The following is a 20657-nucleotide window of genomic DNA, read 5'->3' as shown; positions in this document are numbered from 1 at the left end:
TAATATAAATCAAAATAATCATATGCCAATTATTGTATAGGTAGACTTACTATGCTAGAATGATGGTAAATATGAAAATTTACGAAGAAACAGGAGGGAATTAACATGTGGTTATTCTCCTACTTTAAAAATAGAAGAAAAATAAATTCTATAATAAATGAGGCCCTAGACCTTTCACAGTTTAATGCACATGATAGGGCTATTGAAAAACTAAGGAATGCAATAGAAATCTATGGAGAAAATTACGACTTATATGTAGCGCTTGGAGAAACTTACTGTAAAACTTCAGATGATAATGAAGCAAAGGAATGGTTTACTAAGGCTATTAGTATAGAACCATTCTTTTTTATAGCATATTTTTATAGGGCACAACTATATCTTAAAGAGTATAAGTATAAGGAAGCTATAAAAGACTTTGATAGGGCTATTTTATTATTTAAAAGGGAGCCACTTGCATATATGAAAAGAGGAATGTGTTATGCATCCCTTAATAAATATGATGAGGCACTTGAAAATGCTATAGCCTATAGTAGATTAACAGATGATAAGGAAGAAGCATATAAATTAGTTATAGCAACAGCAATTGCGACCAGTAAAACAAAACTTGCTAAAAAGTATACAGACAAGCTTATTAAGTTAACAGGTGAAAGTCCGACTGTTAATAGTTTTATGGCAAGGGCCCTTGATGCTGAGGGAGAAAATGATAAGGCACTTGAAAATTATAATAAGGCACTAGAAGAGGATCCCTATAATTTTAATGTTCTTTGTCAAAGAGGAAGCTATTATGTAAAGGTTAATGAGTATGAAAATGCAAAAATAGATTTTGCAAGGGCATGTGATTTAGATATAGATGATGCTAAGGATGTTGCATATGAAGGCCTTGCAGTATGCTATAGAGCAGGAAATGATATTAATGCTGCTATAGGATGCTATAAAAAGGCTATAGATATATCACCTGATAAGTATTACTACTACTATGAATTAAGTTGTTGTTATTTTAAGATTGAGGACTACAAAAATTCAGTAGAAATACTAGAGATGGGGGAAAGGGAGTGCAGTAAGTGGCCATATACAGAGCATATGCTAATTCTTAAGGGAGATTATTACTTTAATGAACTTGAAAAATATGAGGAGTCATTTGAGTATTATAGTGAAGTAGTTAAAGATAAATACAACAAGTATGTATATGATAAAATGGGTAAGGCTAAAATGTCCATTGGAAGTTATGAAGATGCTATAGATTGCTTTAATAATATAATAGGTAGGGAAGAAGAAAGACATCAACATATTTATCGAGTAGCTCAGTGCTATGAGGGAATGAAAATATATGATAAGGCACTTGAGAATTATACAAGGGCTATTGAAGAGGATATAGATAATGAGGTTTACTACAATAGTAGAGGGTGTTTATATGCTACTTTAAGAAAGTATCAGGAGTCTATTTATGATTTCGAAAAAGCTGCCACACTTAGGGACGACGTTGTTCAGTATAAGTATAACCTTGCACTTTCATATAAAGAGATAGGAAGCTTAGATAAAACAATAGAACTATATGAGAAGATACTTGCAGCAGAAGGTGAAAATGAATATATATTATTAACACTTGGAAAGCTATGTATTAGTACAGAAAATATAGAAAAAGCAAATAAATGCTTTATAAAAATTATTGAGATTAATAAGGATAACAAGGAAGCTTATTATTATCTTGGGTATATTAGATATTTTGAGAATAAGTTTGAAGAGGCTATAGGGTATATTAATATATCAATGGATGGTGAGGAGAATGAATCTTCACTTTTATTAAGGGGAAGATGTTATCTTGAAAGTGGAGAATATAGTAGCGCCATATGTGACTTTTCAAAGCTAATAGAGAAGTCAAGAATACCTGATTATTACTTCTACAGGGGAATGGCTAAGGCTAGTCTTAAGGATTATGAAGGAAGTATTAATGACTATACATTAGCTATAGAATTTGACTCTAGTGATGCACAGATGTATATTTCAAGGGGGTATGCCTATAAGTCTGTAGGACGATATCAGGAGGCAATTCAGGATTACCAAAGAGCAGGTAATGTTAATTACAGCTTAAAGGGAACTACATACTATAATATAGGAATGATATATGATATAACAGGTGACTACAAAAGAGCTTTATATTATCTTAATAAGGCAGAGAAGATAAATCCGAGTAGTGATAATATAGATGAAATAAATAAGAAAAGAGAAGAAATATATTCAAAGACTCAGAAGAAAAAATCATAAAAGGTTAGGACCTAAGTAGTCCTAACCTTTTTTATAATTTTTCAAGAATTATATCTTCAAATGATTTTATGCTCATAGGCTTGTAGAAGTAGTAGCCCTGAGCCATATCACATCCTATTGACTTAAGGAAGTTAACGTGTTCAAGGGTTTCAACTCCTTCGGAAACAACCTTAATATTAAGACCAGTTGCAATATCAATAACTCCCTCAATTATAATTCTAGATCTATCCCAGGAATTACCGGAATAGAAAAATGCTTTATCAAGTTTTAATACGTCTACAGGAATTTCACGGAGCATATTAAGTGAAGAATATCCTGTACCAAAATCGTCCATGGATACTAAAAAGCCTATATCTTTAAGTTTTTCTATAATATTAATTAGTATATCCATATGATCAAATACAGCACTTTCAGTTATTTCTATTTCAATAAGAGATGGGTTAACATTGTATTTCTTTAAAATAGCCTTATATTCACTAACAAAGTGAGGATTATTAAGATGTATTCTTGATATATTAACTGAAATTGGAATTAAAGGTAGTCCAAGTAGTCTCCACTGCCATAAAATTTTACATACTTCTTCAAAAATATATTTATCAAGAGCTTCGATAAATCCGTTTTTCTCAAAAATAGGTATGAATTTATATGGAGGTATTTCACTTGAGGTTGTAGGAAACCATCTAACTAGTGCTTCAGCTCCTGTTACTTTGTTTTGTTTAAGGTCGTATTTAGGTTGAAGGAAGAATGTAAACTCCTTATTATCAAGAGCATATATCATAGATCCCTCAATTTCTTTCTCCATATTAATGTGTTTTGAAATATCGCTGTAAAATACAAAGCTACCACTTTCCATACCCTTAACACTTTGTTGTGCAAGAATAGCATTATCCTTTATAGCTGTAATATTTTCCTCAGGATTAGTAATAAGATAAATACCACAATTAACTATAAGCTTATGGTTACATACAAAGTCCATACTAGGACAAGATATGCTATTAGTTAGATTTTTAAGCCTTTTAGTTGTAGTATCTTTATCCTCATACTTTAGAAGAAGAGCAAAATAGTCATTAGAAAGCCTACAGAACATTTCTTTTTCTAATATGTTTTCTTCAATGCAGCGTGCTATATGATTTATAACACTATCCCCTTCCCGAAATCCAAAGGTATGATTAATATATTTAAAGTTATCAACATCCAGAACTATAAAGGTATAGGGGGTAGGTGATTCAGATAATAATTTAGGAAAACTTAAGCAGAACATATTCCAGTTAGGTGAATTAGTAAGTGAATCCTTAAATGCAAGATAATATAGAGTGTACCGAGTTCGATTCTCAACCTTAAACATATAGATTAGAGAACATATATATATGATAAATATACAAATGCAAATTCCAAGAGAAATGCTACTTATAAAATTTGATGATGTTATTATAAATGTTATAAAAGTAACTCCAAGTAAGGATAATAATGAAGCAAATAATATAGTTGATGTGGATGGGGAAACTATATTCTCTATACTATTTTCAAATTGTTTAGTAAAGAGGTTACTTCTATGCTTCATACAAATACCTCCTTTACCTATCAGGTTAATTTATCGCAAATATATTAATGTTATTATCTGATTGGGTGCTTTGTTAGTAAACTATATGTAAGATAAGTGGAAATTGATACTAAATAGTAGGTGATTTGTTAACTAAAATAAAAAGCATGTTGGTTATATTAATCAACATGCTTTTTATTTTAAATTGTAGTTAAGTATAATTTAGAAGCTTTCAACTAAAACTTCCATAGTTCCACCACATACCATTCCCTCAGACTCTGCAACATCACCTGTCATATCAACGTGCTGAAGTAGGTAACCCTTAGAGCCCATTATTTCACGGGAACTTGTAATTACAGCAGCTTCACTACACCCACCGCCTATACTTCCTATTGTTCTTCCATCAAAATATGCTATCATTTTAGCACCAGACTTACGAGGAACAGAACCCTTAGAAGATAGTATAGTAATTAAAGCACTTTCAAATAAGTCATCCTTAGATACGGATTCTATAACATCCCTGTCGAATTCAGGGAAGCTGTATTTTTTAGATGAACGACTTATTATCCCCTTATTTTTAAAGCTTATAAGCTCTCCTACTATTGAAATAGCAATTTCATCCGGTGTTATAGCCGCTATATCAAGTCCTATTGGTGAATTAATACTTGATAAAACATCATTATTATATCCTTCTGATTTAAGTTCCTCCATCATACCACGAACACGACGTTTAGAACCTATCATGCCTATATATGATAATTCATGTTCAATAACATGTCTTAAAACAATACCATCATGTCTATGTCCCCTTGTAATAATAACAACAAAGTCAGATTTTCTAAATTCTATCTTATTAAAAGAATTCTCAAAGTCATCACATATTATAGTTTCAGCTTCAGGGAAGCGTGTAGAGTTTGCAAAGAATGGTCTATCATCAATTAGAGTAATAGAAAAACCTACCCTTGAAGCAAATTCACAAAGAGGCTTAGCAATATGACCTCCACCAAAAACAATAAGTCTAGGGTTTGGAGCAAAAGGCTCTATAATAACTAGCTTATCTAGTACTTCAAGTGTTTGTATCTTACCTGTTAATATAGCATTATGACATGCTAAAAGAGTTTCATCCTCAAGGTTATTATCATTAGAATCTATATCACAGGAGTTAATAAGAATTTTATTAAGTATTTTGCCACTAGATTCTGTGGCTTTATTAAGATATGTAACTAAAACGCATTCAATTCCACTATTAATAGTCTCTTGAAGGTTATTATATATATGTTTAAACATAAAAAATCCCCCTAAATCATAAGTTATTTTATAGTATACATAATTAAATAGAAAAATAACAATATATAAATTTGAATTAAAGGTAAAAAAAACTAAAATTAATAAAAGTTAATATAATAATAGGTATCGGAAATAACTATATACGAACTATTTGAAGTTTATAGCATTGTAAATTACGGAGAAAAAACGTTTAAGTCACTAAAGTACTAGGTATATAATATAAAATTTTACTAATAACACAAAGATGAAAAATCTAAATAGTTTTTCGAAAACTTTATTTTTTTGAAAGTAAGAAAATATATTTATGGTAAATTTATTAAAGTATACAGGGAAATTAACATAGTATCTATACATTTAATTAATATTCATTCTATAATCCGAAATATGGTTATTCAATCGAAAATATAACCATAAAAGGATTATTTATTTGATTAATATAATATACATAATTAATATAGTAGGTTTAATAAATATCATCAAAAATTTAATTTACGTTATAAAAGGTTTAAACTATAACGAATGAATGACATGAAGTTATATAGGGATATTTCGCTTTTAAACCTAAGGGATAGGCACAAAAATTGAAGAAAACCTTTTTAAATTGTCAAAAAATAAGGATTATTTGATTAATTGGTATTTGTTAATCGATTAACCCAGTAGTATTATAGTAAGTAGTTAAATTATGATTTTGTTTAATATTTTAATAATTTTGTTTGCAATAATAATTGCGAAAATGTAAGAGGGGGTATAAATATTGGATCTTAAAAGTGTATTTAAAGCATCATCAATGGATGAAGCATTAAAACTTCTAAACGAATACTCAGACAAAGCCAAAGTTATAGCAGGGGGAACTGACATAGTTATTGAGCTTAAGGAAAGAAAGCTTAAGGCAGAAGTTATGATAGACATAGCAGATATTGCTGAGCTTAGATTCATTAAGGATGCAGGAGACTATGTAGAAATAGGAGCTGCAACTACATTTACGGATATGTGGACAAACGAGTTACTTGATAGTGAATTCAAGGGACTTGCAGAGGCTGCTCGTTCAGTAGGTTCACCTCAAATTAGAAACAGAGGTACTGTTGGAGGAAACATAGCTAATGGTTCACCAGCTGCAGATACTGTTCCACCACTAATGGCACTTGACGCTACTTGCGTTATTAAGTCACTAAATGGAGAAAGGGAAGTAGCACTTAAGAACCTACATACAGGAAAGGGTTCAGTTGACATTAAGGGAGACGAACTACTTTACTCAATTAAGGTTAATAAGCTAGGAAGCAAGGGAGCATTAGGGTTCTCAAAGCTTGGTCTTAGAAACGCTCTAGCAATCTCAAGACTTTCAGTTGCTGTAAGTGTTAAGGTTGATGAAAGTGGAATATGCACTGAAAGCATGATTGGTTCAGGTTCGTTATCAAGATGCCCAGAAAGAGAAAGTAAGATAGAAGAACTTCTTGTTGGAAAGAAGCTAGATGAAGCTACTTTAGAAGAAGTAGCATGTGCATTTGAAGATCACATTAAGGAAAGACTTGCTGGCAGAAGCACTATGGAATTCAAGAGTGAAGCTGTTAAGGGAGCATTTAAGGATGCACTTACTAAGGCAGTAGCAGCTATTAACTAGCAAAGCTTAAACAAGGAGGAGAATATATATGAAAACAGTTAACTTAAAAGTAAACGGCGTTAGCCATTCAGTAGAAGTAGAAGAAGATATGAGACTTCTTGACCTACTTCGTGATAAATTACACCTAACTGGAACTAAGGAAGGTTGTGGAGAAGGAGAGTGTGGTGCTTGTACAGTACTTATGGATGGTATTCTAATAGACTCATGTCTAGTAATGGCGTTCCAAGTAGAAGGTAAGGAAGTAACTACAATCGAAGGACTTCAAAACGGTGAAGAACTTCACCCAATCCAAAAGGCATTTGTTGATGCAGGTTCAGTACAATGTGGATTCTGTATACCAGGAATGGTTCTAGCTACTAAGTCAATACTAGCAAGAAATAGCAAGCCAACTGAGGCTGAAATTAAGGAAGGCATCTCAGGTAATCTATGCCGCTGTACAGGATACACTAAGATAGTAGACGCTGTACATAAAGCCTCTGAATATATGAAGGAGGACAAATAATATGAGTTTAAAAGTAGTTGGACAAAGCATATTAAGAGTAGATGCTGAAGCTAAGGTAACTGGTAAGGCTATTTACCCACAAGATATATACATGGATGGAATGCTATTCGGTAAGACTTTCCGTTCAACAAGACCTCATGCTAACATTAAGGTTGATGTTTCAAAGGCTGAGGCACTAGAGGGAGTTGTTAAGGTATTTACAGCTGCTGATGTTACTGGTGAAAATGCTCATGGAGTTATGTTTAAGGACCATGAGGTATTTGCTAGTAAGAAGGTTAGAAGAGTAGGGGACCCTATAGCATTTGCAGTTGCTAAGACTGAAAAGATTGCTATTGAGGCACTAGATCTAATTGAAGTTGAGTATGAAGACCTACCAGCTTACTTCGACCCAGAAGAAGCTATGAAGGAGGGGGCTGTTCAAATCCACGAAGGACAAGACAACCTACTTTACCACTTCAAAATGAGAAAAGGTCATGGAAAAGATGACATTCAAAAAGCATTTGATGAGTGTGATGTTGTAGTTGAAAATACTTACAACGTACCTCAAGTAGACCATGCATTCCTTCAACCAGAAGCAGGGGTTGCATACCTTGAGGAAGATGGAACAGTAGTACTTTGCTATGCTACTCAGTACCAACACTTTGATAGAATAGAAGTTGCAGAGGCACTAGGAGTACCTAACGAAAAGGTTAAGCTAATTAACCCAGCTGTTGGAGGAGCTTTCGGTGGACGTGAAGACGCTATGGGACAAATTCACCTATCACTAGCAGCAATGGTTCTTAAGGTACCAGTTAAAACTGTTTACTCAAGAGAGGAGTCATTTATGGCACACTCAAAGAGACACGGTGAGAAGATAACTGTTAGAACTGGAGCTCTTAAAAGTGGTAAACTTCATGCAATTGAAGCTACTGTAATGGGTGATAGTGGAGCTTACGCTTCATGGGCATTTAGTGTTCTTAGAAAGTCAGGAGTTCACATGACTGGTCCTTACGAAATACCTCATATTAAGGTAGACAGTATGGCAGTTTACACTAACAATCCATTTGCAGGAGCTATGAGAGGATTTGGGGCAACTCAGGTACCAGTAGCATACGAGCAACAAATGGATATGCTAGCTGAAAAGCTTGGTATTACTCCACTAGAAATAAGAAAAGCAAACATTTTCAAGAATGGTTCTATTACAGGAACTGGACAAAAACTTGTTGAAAGTGTACCACTAGATAGATGTATAGAAGCAGTAGAAGCTGACCTTAGTAAGCCATCAGAAAGTAAACCTGGTAAGCTAAGAGGAAGAGGAGTTGCAAGTGCATTCTACGGAACTGGATACGGAAACGGATTCCCAGACGAGTCAGAGGCACATGTAGAACTTTCAGAAGGTGGAAAGGTTACTGTATTTGTTGGAGCTGCTGAAGTTGGACAAGGATGTAAAACAGCACTTGCTCAAATTCCAGCTGAGTCATTAGGACTTAAGTTTGAAGACATTATATTTGTAAGTGATGATACTTCACTAACAACTGACTCAGGAACAGCTGCGGCTAGTAGACAAACTTACAATACAGGTAATGCAATTAAGAGAGCTGCTGATAAGCTAAGAGCAGAACTTACTGAAATTGCAAGACAAGAACTTGAACTTAACAGTGATGTTGGATTTGTATTTGAAGATGGAAAAATCTATCTTGAAACATTCGAAGCTAAGTGTATAACATTTGAAGAGCTTTATAAGAGACGTGGAGCTGTTAGATGCAAGGGTAACTTTACAGCACAAACAGTTCAAATGGATGATGATGGACAAGGTGTACCATACTGGCCATATACATTCAATGCTTGTGCAGTTGAGGTTGAAGTTGATACTGCAACTGGTAGAATTGAAGTTACTGAAGCATCACACGCTCAAGATGTTGGACGTGCAGTTAACCCACTAATCATTGAGGGCCAAATGGATGGAGGCTTTGCAATGGGTGTTGGTTATGCTATATACGAAGACCTTGGAGTTAAAAATGGTGTAATTAAGAACAACAAGTTCACTAACTACATTATCCCAACTGCAATGGACCTTCCAAGAGTTAGAAATATAATCATTGAAGATCCTGAAACAACAGCACCATACGGAGCTAAGGGTATAGGAGAGCCTGTAATGGTTGCAGTAGCACCAGCAGTGCTTAACGCTATATATGATGCAACAGGTGTTAGAATGACTGACCTTCCTGTTACTCCTGAGAGAATGTTAAAGGCTCTTAGAGCAAACGGAATTAAGTAGTTATTAGAAAGTAAAAATCGAGGCTGTATAATTTTGTGCAGCCTCTTTTTATAACCTTTTATTATTTTAGGAGATGATAAAATTGAATAGTATTAAAAGAAAAATCGACGTAGCAGCAAAAAGAGAAAAGGCAGATTTAGTTATTAAAAATGCAAAGGTAATAAACGTATTTACAAATGAAATAGTAGAAGGAAACCTTGCAATAGACAATGGATACATAATTGGTATAGGAAACTATATTGGTGAAAAGGAAATCGACATTAAAGGAAAATACATCGCACCATCATTTATAGATTCACATGTACATATCGAATCATCAATGAGCACACCTGCTCAATTTTCAAAACACATACTAAGTAGAGGAACAACAACAATAATAGCTGACCCACATGAAATTGCAAATGTTTGTGGACTTTCTGGAATAGAATACATATTAGATGCAACTGAGAAACTACCACTAGACGTTTATGTAATGTTACCTTCATGTGTACCAGCAACAGATTTTGAAACATCAGGAGCAGTACTTAACGCAGACTCACTTGAGAAAATAATTAATCATGAAAGAGTTCTAGGACTTGGAGAACTTATGGATTTTCCAGGGGTAGTTGCAGGGAATTCTAAGATAATAGATAAACTACATGTAGCAGATGGTAAGATAATAGACGGACATGGTCCATTAATTGAAAATGAAGAGCTTAACGCCTACGTTATAGCAGGTGTTAAAACAGAACATGAGTGTTCAACTAAAAAAGAAATGGAAGATAGACTTCAAAGAGGTATGTATGTACAAATTAGAGAGGGTACAGCAGCTAGAAACCTTGAGGATTTAATTCCATATGTTAATAAGGATAATATGAGAAGATGTATATTCTGTACAGATGACAAGCATCCTGAGGATATATTAAAAAGAGGACATATAGATAACAATATTAGAATGGCAGTAAAGCTTGGGCTTGATCCGGTTGATGCTATTAAAATGGCAAGTTTAAATAGTGCTGAATGTTATGGTTTAAAAAACAAGGGAGCAATAGCACCAGGATATATTGCTGATATGGTTGTTTTTGAAGATCTTAAAGATATAGATATTGAAATGGTATTTAAGGACGGAGCCCTAATAGCTGAAAATAAGAAAATGCTTATTGAGGTTGAAGACCATGTAGATGAAAGGGTACTATCAAAGGTTAATATTAAGGAATTTACAAAGGAAGATGTTGCACTTAAACTTAATGCCAGTAGAGCTAGAGTTATAGAACTTATAGACCATAGCCTTGTAACAAAACTAGTCGAAAAGGATGTATTAACTGAAAACGGTGAGTTTAATGTTAATCCTGAAGAGGATATAGTAAAAATTGTTTTAGTTGAAAGGCATACAGGAAGTTCAAAAACAGCAGTAGCATTAGTTAAGGGGTTTGGAATTAAAAACGGAGCAATAGGAGTTACTGTTGCACATGATAGTCATAATATTATTGTTATTGGAGATAGTGACGATAATATAGTTAAGTGTATAAATGAAATAAAACACATAGGTGGAGGAATTGTTATAAGTAGCAGGGGTGAAGTTATTTCATCACTTCCACTAAAAATTGCAGGCCTTATGTCTGAAAAAACACTTGAAGAAGTTGACTTGGATCTTCAAAGAATGATGGAGATAACAAGAAGTCTATCTGTAAGTAGTAAGGTAGACCCGTTTATGACCCTAGCGTTTTTAGCACTTCCAGTAATACCAGAAGTAAAGATAACAGATAAGGGATTATTTGACGTAGTTAACTTTAAATTTATAGATATTAATCCATAATATTTAAGTGTAAAGAAGATATCAAGGGGATTGGTGTCTTCTTTTTCGTATTAAAATTTTGAATTTTTATGTAACTTACCATTGTTATTGGTAAAAAATATAAATATAATAAAATTATATGAGTTTTTCATTCTATTGGCTTTTTTGTATTAAGGGGGGATTAGTATGATCAGATCACAAAAACTACTAACTATTATGTTTATACTAGCAATGTGTATTACCCAGGTAATTGCATTTTTAGTATCTAGTAAGGGAATTGCAATTTCTCTTAACCTAGCTATTATTGTTATATTTGCTATAGTAGGATTTATATCTAAGGGTAGTAAAGAAGATTCAGTTAAAGAGGCAATAGAAATGTTTTCTCCAGAGCACTTTGATAAGGAACTTGATAAGGAGAAGCTTGGAGAAATAGGTGAGGTATTTAATGATAAATTCCTAGACCTTAAGAAAACATTTAAAAATCAAATTCTAATGTCAACTGATGTATCAGGTGTTAGTATGAAGCTTAGCGTTATTGCAGAGGAATCAGCTTCAACTATGGACACGATTAACTCATATGCAGAAACAACTTGTGGATGTAGCGAAAAACAAACAGGAATGCTTGAGGATATTAAGGATAGAACACATGAAATTATCCAAAGTATTAAGGAAGCATCTGATGATATGGAGGAAACAGCAAGGTTTACCCGTGAGTCAATTTCAGCTGCTAACAAGGGAATAGGCGCTACATATAAAATCCAGGAAAGAATGGATGATATGAAGGAGATTATAAACGACATATCAGTTCAAATAGAGCGTGTAAACCGCTCATCTGAAAAGGTTGTTGATATGACTAATCTTATATCATCAATTGCACGCCAAACTAATATGCTTGCACTTAATGCTTCAATAGAAGCTGCAAGAGCAGGGGAAGCTGGTCGTGGGTTTACTGTTGTTGCAGATGAGGTTGGAAAACTATCAATGCAAACTTCAGATGCCTCAAAGCAAATTGAAGGAATTGTTCTAAAGCTAAATGAAGACCTTGTAGAAATCGAAGAAATTGTTAAGGTTAAGGTTTCGACTCTTGAAGAAGGGTATGATGAGGTTGCAGGAACTATTAAGGAACTTACTGATATAGATAAGTCACTTAATATTAGTGCTAAGAAGGTAGAAGGAATTCATCAAAAGATAACTGGAATTGGGGAGAATGGTGGTTCTGTTGCTGTTGGCATAGAGGAAATAGCAGAGTTTACCAATGAACTGTTCTCACAGATGCAGGAAAGCTGTAGTGAGGTTTCGCTTCAAAATAAGAGGCTTTCAGATCTTAAGCAGATTGCAGATAAGCTTTATACTAGTGCAATAGATATGCAGCAGGCTGTTATAGGTGAGGTTATGGAGCAAAAAATGCTTGAAGCAGCCCGTTTAGTTAAGGAAAAGGTAGGTTCAAGACATTTAAGTAGGTCAGAAATAGCTGATATGTGTAAGGAGATAAATATGGACTCTATATACATAACAGATTCTACAGGACTTGTTACAATGTGTAATGAGGAGGTAGGAAATCTTAACCTATATGAGTGCGACCCAACATTCCTAGAACTTAAAAAGGGTACTAAGGTATTTACAGCAACTCCTATTAAGGCGAGAATTGAAGATGGAAGACTATTTAAATTCCTTGCTATTGGAGATAGAGGTGTTATATACCAGGTTGCAATGTCAATTGAATCATTAATAAAATACTAACAATATGAGGGGGTTTTTAAGCCCTCTTTTTCTTATATTTGGTATAGAAAATACTAATTTAATAGAGGATGCTTATTGGAGTATGGCAAATCTATACAAATTGCAAGGATTTCCACCTAATAATGAAATAATATCTTGAAAGAAGAGGTATTGAGTAATATAATGATAATGGAAGTACAGGTTTAATCACAGTTTAAACACTGTTAAAAAAATACATAGATTCACAAGGGGGATTTTATAATGTTAGCAAACAAAACTATTAAAGAATTCTTAGCAGCAACAGCATCAGATGCACCAGTACCAGGTGGCGGAAGTATAGCTGCACTAAGCGCAAGTATTTCAGCATCTCTAGTAGAGATGGTAGCAGGACTTACTATTGGTAAGAAGGGTTACGAAGAAGCAGAAGCAGAAATGAAGGAAGTTAAGGAAATAGCTGCTAAGGCTACTACTGATTTCGTTGAAGCAATCGATAAGGATGCAGATTCATTTGACAAGTTCATGTCAGCTATGAAGATGCCAAAGGCAACTGACGAAGAGAAGGCAGCTAGAAGTGCAGCAATGCAATCAGCTATCGTTGAAGCAGCAGAAGTACCACTTTCAGTTGCAGAAGCAGCATTTAACTTCATGAAGTACACTGAAGTTATGGTAGTTAAGGGTAACCAAAACGCTGTAACTGACGGAGCAGTAGCTGCTATGATGGCTAGAACTGCAGTTATCTCAGCTCTTTACAATGTAAAGATCAACCTTGGATCAATCAAGGATGAAGCTAAGGTAGCAGAACTTTCAGCTAAGGTTAAAGAAATCGAAGCTAAGGTTAACGAAGTAGAAGCTTCAATCCTTTCAAAGGTTAACCTATAATAATTGCAATAAAAGGAACTTCAATAGAAGTTCCTTTTTATTTTGTCTTAACATAGTCTACATATTAGAATTTAGCTTATAAACTGTCGATAAACATAATATAAATATATATAGTAAAAATACACAAATGTATTGTTAGGATACTACTAATTTGTCAAGTTACTATGGGAGATAAATTAACAATATATTTGTGTATTTTTAACATAAAACAAATTAGAATATTTGAAAAATTCTATTTAATATTAGGTTAAACTAGATACTTTATATAGTGATTTATAAGAAATGTAAGGAAAAACTATGATTATCTACAGGATTATACAAAATTAAACATAAAATATACGTGAATTTCAGAAAAATAGTTAGAATTATTGGTAAATTTAAAACAATAAACCTTGAATAAAATGTGAAGTAAAGTTATAATAATGTTAAAGAATATAAAATTTGAGGAGATGATTTTTAATGGCTTGCACATCAAATCTAAAAGCAGTTAAAGGAACTGTAGTATTTACTCCAGCATTTGGAGAATACAAAATCCTTGAGGGGGGCTACATAGTAGTAGAAGGAAAACTAGTTAAGGGTGTATACGAAACTCTACCTGAAGAGTACAAAGACGTATGCGTTGTTGACTATGGGGACAAGCTAATCCTACCAGGATTTGTTGACCTACACTTCCACGCACCACAATTTGCTAACAGAGGTCTTGGTATAGATATGGAACTACTTCCATGGTTAGAGACTTACACATTCCCAGAAGAAGCTAAGTACACAAATCTTGAATATGCTAAGAAAGCTTATGAGAAGGTTGTTTACGAGCTATGGAAGAAGGGTACTACTAGATCAGTACTATTCGCAACAATTGATAAGGATGCATCAGCACTTCTTATGGATCTTCTAGCTCAGGCAGGACTAGGAGCTTACGTTGGTAAGGTAAACATGGATAGAAATTCACCAGATTTCTACATAGAAGAAACAGCTCAATCACTTAAGGACACTGAAGAGTTCTTAAAGGCTACAAGCGGTAAGTACGATATCGTTAAGCCAATAATTACTCCAAGATTCGTTCCTACTTGTACAGGAGAATTAATGCAAGGACTTTCAAAGCTTGCTAAGGAATATAACACTCCAGTTCAATCTCACCTTTCAGAAAACAGAGGAGAGGTTGCTTGGGTTAAGGAACTTCACCCAGAAGCTCCAAACTACGGTGGAGTATATGACCAATTCGAAATGTTTGGTCAACAGCCAACAGTTATGGCTCACTGTATCCACCTAACTGATGAGGAAATAGCTCTTATGGCTAAGAACAACGTATTCGTTGCTCACTCACCACACTCAAACTGTAACCTAATCAGTGGAGTTTCACCTATAAGAAAGCTTCTTAAGGCAGGAGTTCCAGTTGGTCTTGCATCAGACATCTCAGGTGGACATGATGTATCAATGGCTAGCGTTATGGTTAATGCAGTTCAAGTTTCAAAGGTTAAGTGGGTAGAAAACCCAGAGTACAGTGCATTCGGTGAGTTCCTATCAACTCCAGAAGTACTATACCTAGCTACTAAGGGTGGCGGTAAGTTCTTCGGTAAGGTTGGAAGCTTCGAAGAAGGATATGAATTCGACGCACTTATCGTTGACGATGCTGAACTATCAGACGTAAATGACAGATCAGTTGAAGAGAGAGTTCAAAGATACATCTACGTTGGAGACGACAGACAAATCGTTGACAGATACGTAGCTGGTAACAAGGTAGACGAGCCTAAGTTCAACTAGTATATTTAAGCCTCAGAGAAATCTGAGGCTTTTTTATTTAGGAGGAAATATGAATTTTTATAATAGGGTTTATGAAGAAGTTAGTAAGATACCTAAGGGAAAGGTAGCGAGTTATGGCTATATAGCCCTTATGGTAGGCAATAAAAATGCATCTAGGGCTGTAGGGTATGCTCTACATAAAAATCCCTCTCCAGGGGTTATACCCTGCCATAGAGTGGTTAATAGGGAAGGAAGCCTAGCTAAGGCATTTGCCTTTGGGGGCATAGATGCCCATGCAGCTTTACTAGAGGCTGAAGGGGTACAAGTAATAGACGGTAAAGTTAATATGGAAAAGTACGCACTAAAAAAGCACCAATAAAATTATTGGTGCTTTCTATCTATGCTGATTTATTATGTAAGTTCTCACTAAATGATGGTGAGGCTAGCTTAAGTGCTGGAAGTATTGCTCTTGTAATACCTGCATCTACCATGTGGTGAATCATAGCTCCGATTCCAACAACTATAAATGCTTGGTATAAATCAAATCCTACAAATGGAATAACTATAAGTGATTCAAGTATTCCGTGTATAGGAGCAGTTATAATCATTACCTTCCAGTAACCAACTCCTCTTTTAAGTAGTGTTGCGCCGACAAGTACAACACCTACATGCATTAGAGCCCTTGCTGCTATAACAGGGTCTGGGAAGCTTATTAGAAATCCTATAGAACTACCTATAGCAACTATAACTGCCGGAATAGGTCCTAGGAACATTGATAAAAATATAGGTACATGTGAAGCAAGGGTCGCTGAGAAAGGAGGTATAATAATTCTTAAGAATCCTCCAAACGCTACTGGTATAATTATTGCAAAGGCCATAAGTAGGGCCGTAATTACTAAATTTTTAGTTTTCATGATTTCCTCCAAATATTAAATTGATTATATAATCAAATACAAGTATACCAAAATAAGTATAAATATAAATGATTGTTTAAAAATTATCAAAGAATTTATAATAAGGTAATACTTTGCTTGGTATAACGAGTAAAATTTTGATATAATTATAAGTGAATAGTTTAAATATTCTAATATACTTATCTATATGGAGGTTATTATGATTAAGAAGGTTAAAGTTGAAGAAGCAGTAGGGATGGTATTAGCACATGATATGACTAAAATAGTTCCAGGGGAGTTTAAAGGAGCTAGATTCAAGAAGGGCCATATAGTTAAGGCTAATGAAATAGATGAACTTAAGAGCATGGGAAAGAATCATATATTTATATTAGAGCTTGATGAGAATATGATACATGAGGAAGAAGCTGCTGATAGAATTGCTAAAGCTGCATATGGAGTGGGAATTAAATTAACAGAGCCTAGTGAAGGGAAGGTTAATTTTTTATCAAAGTCTAGAGGATTACTTAAAATAAACTTAGAAGCATTAATGGAAATTAACCAAATTGAGGGGGTAGTGCTTGCAACATTACATACTAATACATTAGTAGATGAGGGAAAGCTTGTTGCAGGGGCTAAACTTATTCCTTTAATTTGTGAGAAGGATAAAATAGAACAAGTAGAAAAAATCTGCGAGAAATATGGACATGTTGTATCTATTAAACCTGTTCATAATTATAAGGTTGGAGTAGTTGTTACAGGAACTGAGGTTTATGAGGGAATTATAACAGATAAATTCGGGCCACTTCTAAAAGCTAAGGCAGATGATTATGGATGTACAATTGTTGATGTTTTATATTCAAGGGATGATGAATCTATGATTAAGGGATGTATAGATGATTTATTATCTAGGGGATGTGAAATAATAATAACATCAGGTGGAATGAGTGTTGACCCAGATGATTTAACACCAAGCGTTATAAGAGAGGTTGCAGATGAGGTTGTAACTTATGGTTCGCCGGTTATTCCTGGTGCTATGTTTATGATCGCATATAAGGGTGATATTCCAATAGTAGGTATTCCTGCATGTGGGATGTTCTTTAAAATAACAGTGTTTGACTTAGTATTTAAAAGATTAATTGCGGGAGATAGAATTACTAAAAGAGATATGGCAGAGCTTGCACATGGAGGCATATGCCAAAACTGCACGGTATGTCATTACCCAGTTTGTACTTTTGGTAATTAACTATAGGTGAAATATGTTTAGAGATTTGGCAATAGATAAGAAAAATGGTGCAATGATATGTTTTGTTGGTGGAGGAGGTAAAACCTCAACAATGATGGCACTAGCAAATTATCTTGTAGAGTATGGTAGTGTACTTATAACAACTACAACTAAAATATTTATGCCAAGTGATGGTGAGGTTAATAATATAATTAATTTAGAAAAAGGGGATAGTATTATCCCCTTTTCAGGAATAACCCTACTTTCAGGAGGGATTAATCAAGATAATAAAGTTATAGGAGTAGACCCGGGTCTTCTAGATAAACTCTACATAGATAAAGTCTTTAAGTTTATATTAATAGAGGGTGATGGTGCTAAGAATATGGCTATAAAGGCACCAGGTGAGTCAGAACCTATAGTTCCATCCTTAACAGATATTAATATAGGACTGGTTGGTATAGAAGTAGTTGGGAAGGAGTTGAGTAAGGTCTGCTTTAGACATGAGCTGTTTTGTAGTAATATTTTAGACTGTACTATAGTTGATTCGAAGGCTATAGCAGCTTTAGTTAACAGTAATAAGGGAATATTTAAGGGAACTCCTAAGGGATGCTTAAAATATTTTGTTTTAAGTAAGTGTGATTCTAAGGAGGCGAAGAATAAGGCCAAGGATATTCTAAAGAAGATTAGATGTGAATCAGGTGTTAATAAAACATTTATATCATCAATTCATAATAAGGAATTTATCCATGATGGGGAAAATATTGCAGCTGTAATTATGGCTTCAGGATTCTCAAGACGAATGGGTCGAAATAAATTAACTATGAAAATAAATGGAATTAGCATGATAAGAAGGGTAGCACTTGCAGCTACTAGGTCTAATCTTAATAAAATAGTCTTAGTATATAGAGACGATTATGTGCTAGACGAAATAGATGATTTACCTATTGTCCTTTGTAAAAACACTGAAGCAGAAAGTGGACAAAGTATGTCTATTAAGCTCGGTATTAATAGTCTTAATAATAATTACAAGGGATATATGTTTATGGTTTCAGATCAACCATTTTTAGATTCTAAAATTATTAACTCTGTGATTAATAATTTTAATACAAAAGATGATTATATAGCTCTACCCTATTATGGTGATAAAAAGGGTAACCCTGTAATATTTCCATCATACCTAAGGGAGGAGTTGGTTTCTCTTAGTGGAGATAATGGTGGAAAGATAGTTATAGAGAAATGTGAAAAAATTAACAAAGTGCTTATTAAGGATGAAGTTAAGGGGATTGACGTAGATACGATTGAGGAATTTAAGTTACTAGGAGGTAAGGTAGATGAATAGAACAGTTCTTATAAGAGGGGGAGGGGACCTAGCTAGTGGAATAGGTCATAGACTACATAATTCTGGCTTTAATGTTATTATGACAGAAATAGTACAGCCCCTTGTAATTAGAAGAACAGTAGCATTTGCAGATGCTATTTATAACAGGAGTGCAGTTGTTGAAGGAATAGAAGCTGTCTTTTGTGAAACCTTAGAAGATGTTCAGAAAGCCTTTAATAATAACCAAATTTCTGTTATAATAGACGAAGAATGTGAAATATTAAACAAACTTAAAGTAGACGTAGTAATAGATGCAATACTAGCTAAGAAAAATATAGGAACATATATAGATATGGCACCGATTGTTATTGGAGTTGGACCTGGGTTTACAGCAGGAGTAGATGTTAATGCTGTTGTTGAAACTAATAGGGGACACTACCTTGGTAAGGTTATTTACGAGGGAGCTGCTTCTCCTAATACAGGAGAGCCTGGTAATATAGGTGGATATACATATGACAGGGTAATAAAATCACCTGCTGAGGGAATAATAAACCATGTTAGATCTATAGGTGATGTGGTTAGAGCTGGTGAGGTTATTGCTACAATTGATGATATGAATGTAATAAGCAATATAGATGGAGTACTTAGAGGTTTAATAAGAGAAGGTACTTATGTACAGAAAGGTCTTAAGATAGCCGATACAGACCCTAGAGCGGTGGTTAATTACTGCTTTGAGATTTCAGAGAAGGCTAGAGCAATAGGGGGAGGCGTCCTTGAGGCGATTATGTGCTTAAGTTTTAGGAGGTAAGTTTATGCAAAGTGTTTTAACAAGAATTTCAGAAGAGATTAAACGTAACAAGAAGATAGCTATGGCTATGGTAACTAAGGTTTCAGGGCCATCACCAAGAGCTTTAGGGGCTACAATGGGTGTATATGAAGATGGAACTATAATAGGAACTATAGGTGGAGGCGTACTTGAGGCTACTGTTATTAAGAAGGCTCAACAATGCTTAGCTACAGGGGAGAGTAAGACTTTTGAATTCTCACCTAAGACACAGGGAGAAAGTGGAGATGCATGTGGAGGAAGCGCTGAGGTATTCATTAGAGTGTACAACCAAAAGCCAAAACTACTAATTGTAGGAGGAGGACATGTTGCACTTGAACTTTACAAGCTTGGAAGATTCTTAGATTTTTCAGTTTCAATAGTAGAGGATAGACCAGCATTCTGTAGCCCAGAAAGATTCCCAGAAGCAGACGAATTACTTCTTGGAGATATGGATGAAACACTTAGAAACTACCATATTGATAACAATACGTTTATTATCATAGTTTCAAGGGGACATGATAGTGACGAGTTAGCACTTAAGGAAGTTATAACAAGTAATGCTAAGTATATAGGAATGATAGGTAACAAGCCTAAGGTTGAGAAGATATTCGATAATCTAAGAGAAGAGGGAGTTACTGAAGATGTTTTAAATAGAGTATACGCTCCAATAGGTCTTGCACTTGGTGGACGTGAGGTTAGTGAAGTAGCACTAGCTATAATGGCAGAGGTTACTCTTGTTAAGAATAAGGGATATTCAAGCCATATGAAATACATTTCAAGATAATTAAAAAGGGTTTATGTAGAAGTTATCTCAAAGTTT

At 34.3% G+C, this 20657-nt stretch carries 16 protein-coding genes; 13 read left to right on the top strand and 3 right to left on the bottom strand.

Translation table 11 applies throughout. The features are described from left to right. Positions 1-105 precede the first annotated feature (105 nt). On the top strand, positions 106-2262 hold the full coding sequence (locus tag RR539_RS05730; RefSeq protein WP_332483444.1) for a tetratricopeptide repeat protein: 2157 nt from the start codon (positions 106-108) through the stop codon (positions 2260-2262). 31 nt (positions 2263-2293) lie between these two features. On the opposite strand, the gene RR539_RS05725 is transcribed toward RR539_RS05730, so the two are convergent. After that, entirely contained in the window at positions 2294-3823 is a 1530-nt protein-coding gene (locus tag RR539_RS05725) for a putative bifunctional diguanylate cyclase/phosphodiesterase (RefSeq protein ID WP_332473561.1), read from the bottom strand. 201 nt (positions 3824-4024) lie between these two features. Next, complete coding sequence (locus tag RR539_RS05720; protein ID WP_332473560.1) at positions 4025-5089, bottom strand: XdhC/CoxI family protein; 1065 nt, start codon at positions 5087-5089, stop codon at positions 4025-4027. Positions 5090-5843: 754 nt separating this feature from the next. On the opposite strand from RR539_RS05720, the gene RR539_RS05715 reads away from it, so the two are divergent. From RR539_RS05715 to RR539_RS05680, 8 genes are all read left to right on the top strand, one after another. Then, positions 5844-6707 carry an FAD binding domain-containing protein gene (locus RR539_RS05715; protein WP_332473559.1) on the top strand — a complete coding sequence of 288 codons (864 nt, stop codon included), beginning with the start codon at positions 5844-5846 and terminating at the stop codon, positions 6705-6707. 28 nt (positions 6708-6735) lie between these two features. Further along, positions 6736-7209, top strand: coding sequence for a (2Fe-2S)-binding protein (locus RR539_RS05710; protein ID WP_332473558.1), 474 nt, complete (start codon positions 6736-6738; stop codon positions 7207-7209). 1 nt (position 7210) lies between these two features. Next, positions 7211-9466 carry a xanthine dehydrogenase family protein molybdopterin-binding subunit gene (locus tag RR539_RS05705; protein WP_332483445.1) on the top strand — a complete coding sequence of 752 codons (2256 nt, stop codon included), beginning with the start codon at positions 7211-7213 and terminating at the stop codon, positions 9464-9466. Between the two features lie 82 nt (positions 9467-9548). Then, positions 9549-11261 (top strand): adenine deaminase, encoded by a 1713-nt coding sequence (ade, locus tag RR539_RS05700; protein ID WP_332483446.1) that lies wholly within the window; start codon positions 9549-9551, stop codon positions 11259-11261. Positions 11262-11426: 165 nt separating this feature from the next. Next, on the top strand, positions 11427-12980 hold the full coding sequence (locus RR539_RS05695) for a methyl-accepting chemotaxis protein (RefSeq protein ID WP_332474415.1): 1554 nt from the start codon (positions 11427-11429) through the stop codon (positions 12978-12980). A 240-nt stretch (positions 12981-13220) separates the two neighbouring features. Next, on the top strand, positions 13221-13838 hold the full coding sequence (locus RR539_RS05690; protein ID WP_332474416.1) for a cyclodeaminase/cyclohydrolase family protein: 618 nt from the start codon (positions 13221-13223) through the stop codon (positions 13836-13838). Positions 13839-14297: 459 nt separating this feature from the next. Beyond that, complete coding sequence (locus RR539_RS05685) at positions 14298-15599, top strand: amidohydrolase family protein (protein WP_332474417.1); 1302 nt, start codon at positions 14298-14300, stop codon at positions 15597-15599. Positions 15600-15648: 49 nt separating this feature from the next. Then, entirely contained in the window at positions 15649-15957 is a 309-nt protein-coding gene (locus tag RR539_RS05680) for an MGMT family protein (RefSeq protein ID WP_332474418.1), read from the top strand. 19 nt (positions 15958-15976) lie between these two features. Here RR539_RS05680 and RR539_RS05675 read toward each other — a convergent pair whose 3' ends face one another. Beyond that, entirely contained in the window at positions 15977-16495 is a 519-nt protein-coding gene (locus RR539_RS05675) for an ECF transporter S component (RefSeq protein WP_442878394.1), read from the bottom strand. Positions 16496-16691: 196 nt separating this feature from the next. Here RR539_RS05675 and RR539_RS05670 point away from each other — a divergent pair, with 196 nt between their 5' ends. The 4 genes from RR539_RS05670 to RR539_RS05655 are packed head-to-tail and all read left to right on the top strand — an operon-like array spanning position 16692 to position 20621. Next, on the top strand, positions 16692-17714 hold the full coding sequence (locus RR539_RS05670) for a molybdopterin-binding protein (protein ID WP_332474420.1): 1023 nt from the start codon (positions 16692-16694) through the stop codon (positions 17712-17714). A gap of 13 nt (positions 17715-17727) precedes the next feature. Next, on the top strand, positions 17728-19032 hold the full coding sequence (gene yqeC / locus RR539_RS05665; protein WP_332474421.1) for a selenium cofactor biosynthesis protein YqeC: 1305 nt from the start codon (positions 17728-17730) through the stop codon (positions 19030-19032). After that, positions 19025-19819, top strand: a complete 795-nt coding sequence (gene yqeB / locus RR539_RS05660) for a selenium-dependent molybdenum cofactor biosynthesis protein YqeB (RefSeq protein ID WP_332474422.1) — start codon at positions 19025-19027, stop codon at positions 19817-19819. Before yqeC ends, yqeB begins: the two co-directional genes overlap by 8 nt. Before the next feature lie 4 nt (positions 19820-19823). Then, complete coding sequence (locus RR539_RS05655; protein ID WP_332474423.1) at positions 19824-20621, top strand: XdhC family protein; 798 nt, start codon at positions 19824-19826, stop codon at positions 20619-20621. The last annotated feature ends 36 nt before the right edge of the window (positions 20622-20657 follow it).

Origin of the sequence: Clostridium sp. (genome assembly GCF_036639235.1) — a bacterium.
Classification (GTDB): Bacteria; Bacillota; Clostridia; order Clostridiales; family Caloramatoraceae; genus Clostridium_AB.
Note: the sequence above shows the minus strand (reverse complement) of the source record. Positions and strands in the feature narration are given on the sequence as shown.

Coding starts and splice junctions, on each gene's coding strand:
- RR539_RS05690 (WP_332474416.1), top strand. CDS start 13,221: ATGTTAGCAAACAAAACTATTAAAGAATTCTTAGCAGCAACAGCATCA.
- yqeC (WP_332474421.1), top strand. CDS start 17,728: ATGTTTAGAGATTTGGCAATAGATAAGAAAAATGGTGCAATGATATGT.
- RR539_RS05695 (WP_332474415.1), top strand. CDS start 11,427: ATGATCAGATCACAAAAACTACTAACTATTATGTTTATACTAGCAATG.
- RR539_RS05725 (WP_332473561.1), bottom strand. CDS start 3,823: ATGAAGCATAGAAGTAACCTCTTTACTAAACAATTTGAAAATAGTATA.
- RR539_RS05710 (WP_332473558.1), top strand. CDS start 6,736: ATGAAAACAGTTAACTTAAAAGTAAACGGCGTTAGCCATTCAGTAGAA.
- RR539_RS05720 (WP_332473560.1), bottom strand. CDS start 5,089: ATGTTTAAACATATATATAATAACCTTCAAGAGACTATTAATAGTGGA.
- RR539_RS05670 (WP_332474420.1), top strand. CDS start 16,692: ATGATTAAGAAGGTTAAAGTTGAAGAAGCAGTAGGGATGGTATTAGCA.
- RR539_RS05730 (WP_332483444.1), top strand. CDS start 106: ATGTGGTTATTCTCCTACTTTAAAAATAGAAGAAAAATAAATTCTATA.
- yqeB (WP_332474422.1), top strand. CDS start 19,025: ATGAATAGAACAGTTCTTATAAGAGGGGGAGGGGACCTAGCTAGTGGA.
- RR539_RS05655 (WP_332474423.1), top strand. CDS start 19,824: ATGCAAAGTGTTTTAACAAGAATTTCAGAAGAGATTAAACGTAACAAG.
- RR539_RS05685 (WP_332474417.1), top strand. CDS start 14,298: ATGGCTTGCACATCAAATCTAAAAGCAGTTAAAGGAACTGTAGTATTT.
- RR539_RS05680 (WP_332474418.1), top strand. CDS start 15,649: ATGAATTTTTATAATAGGGTTTATGAAGAAGTTAGTAAGATACCTAAG.
- RR539_RS05705 (WP_332483445.1), top strand. CDS start 7,211: ATGAGTTTAAAAGTAGTTGGACAAAGCATATTAAGAGTAGATGCTGAA.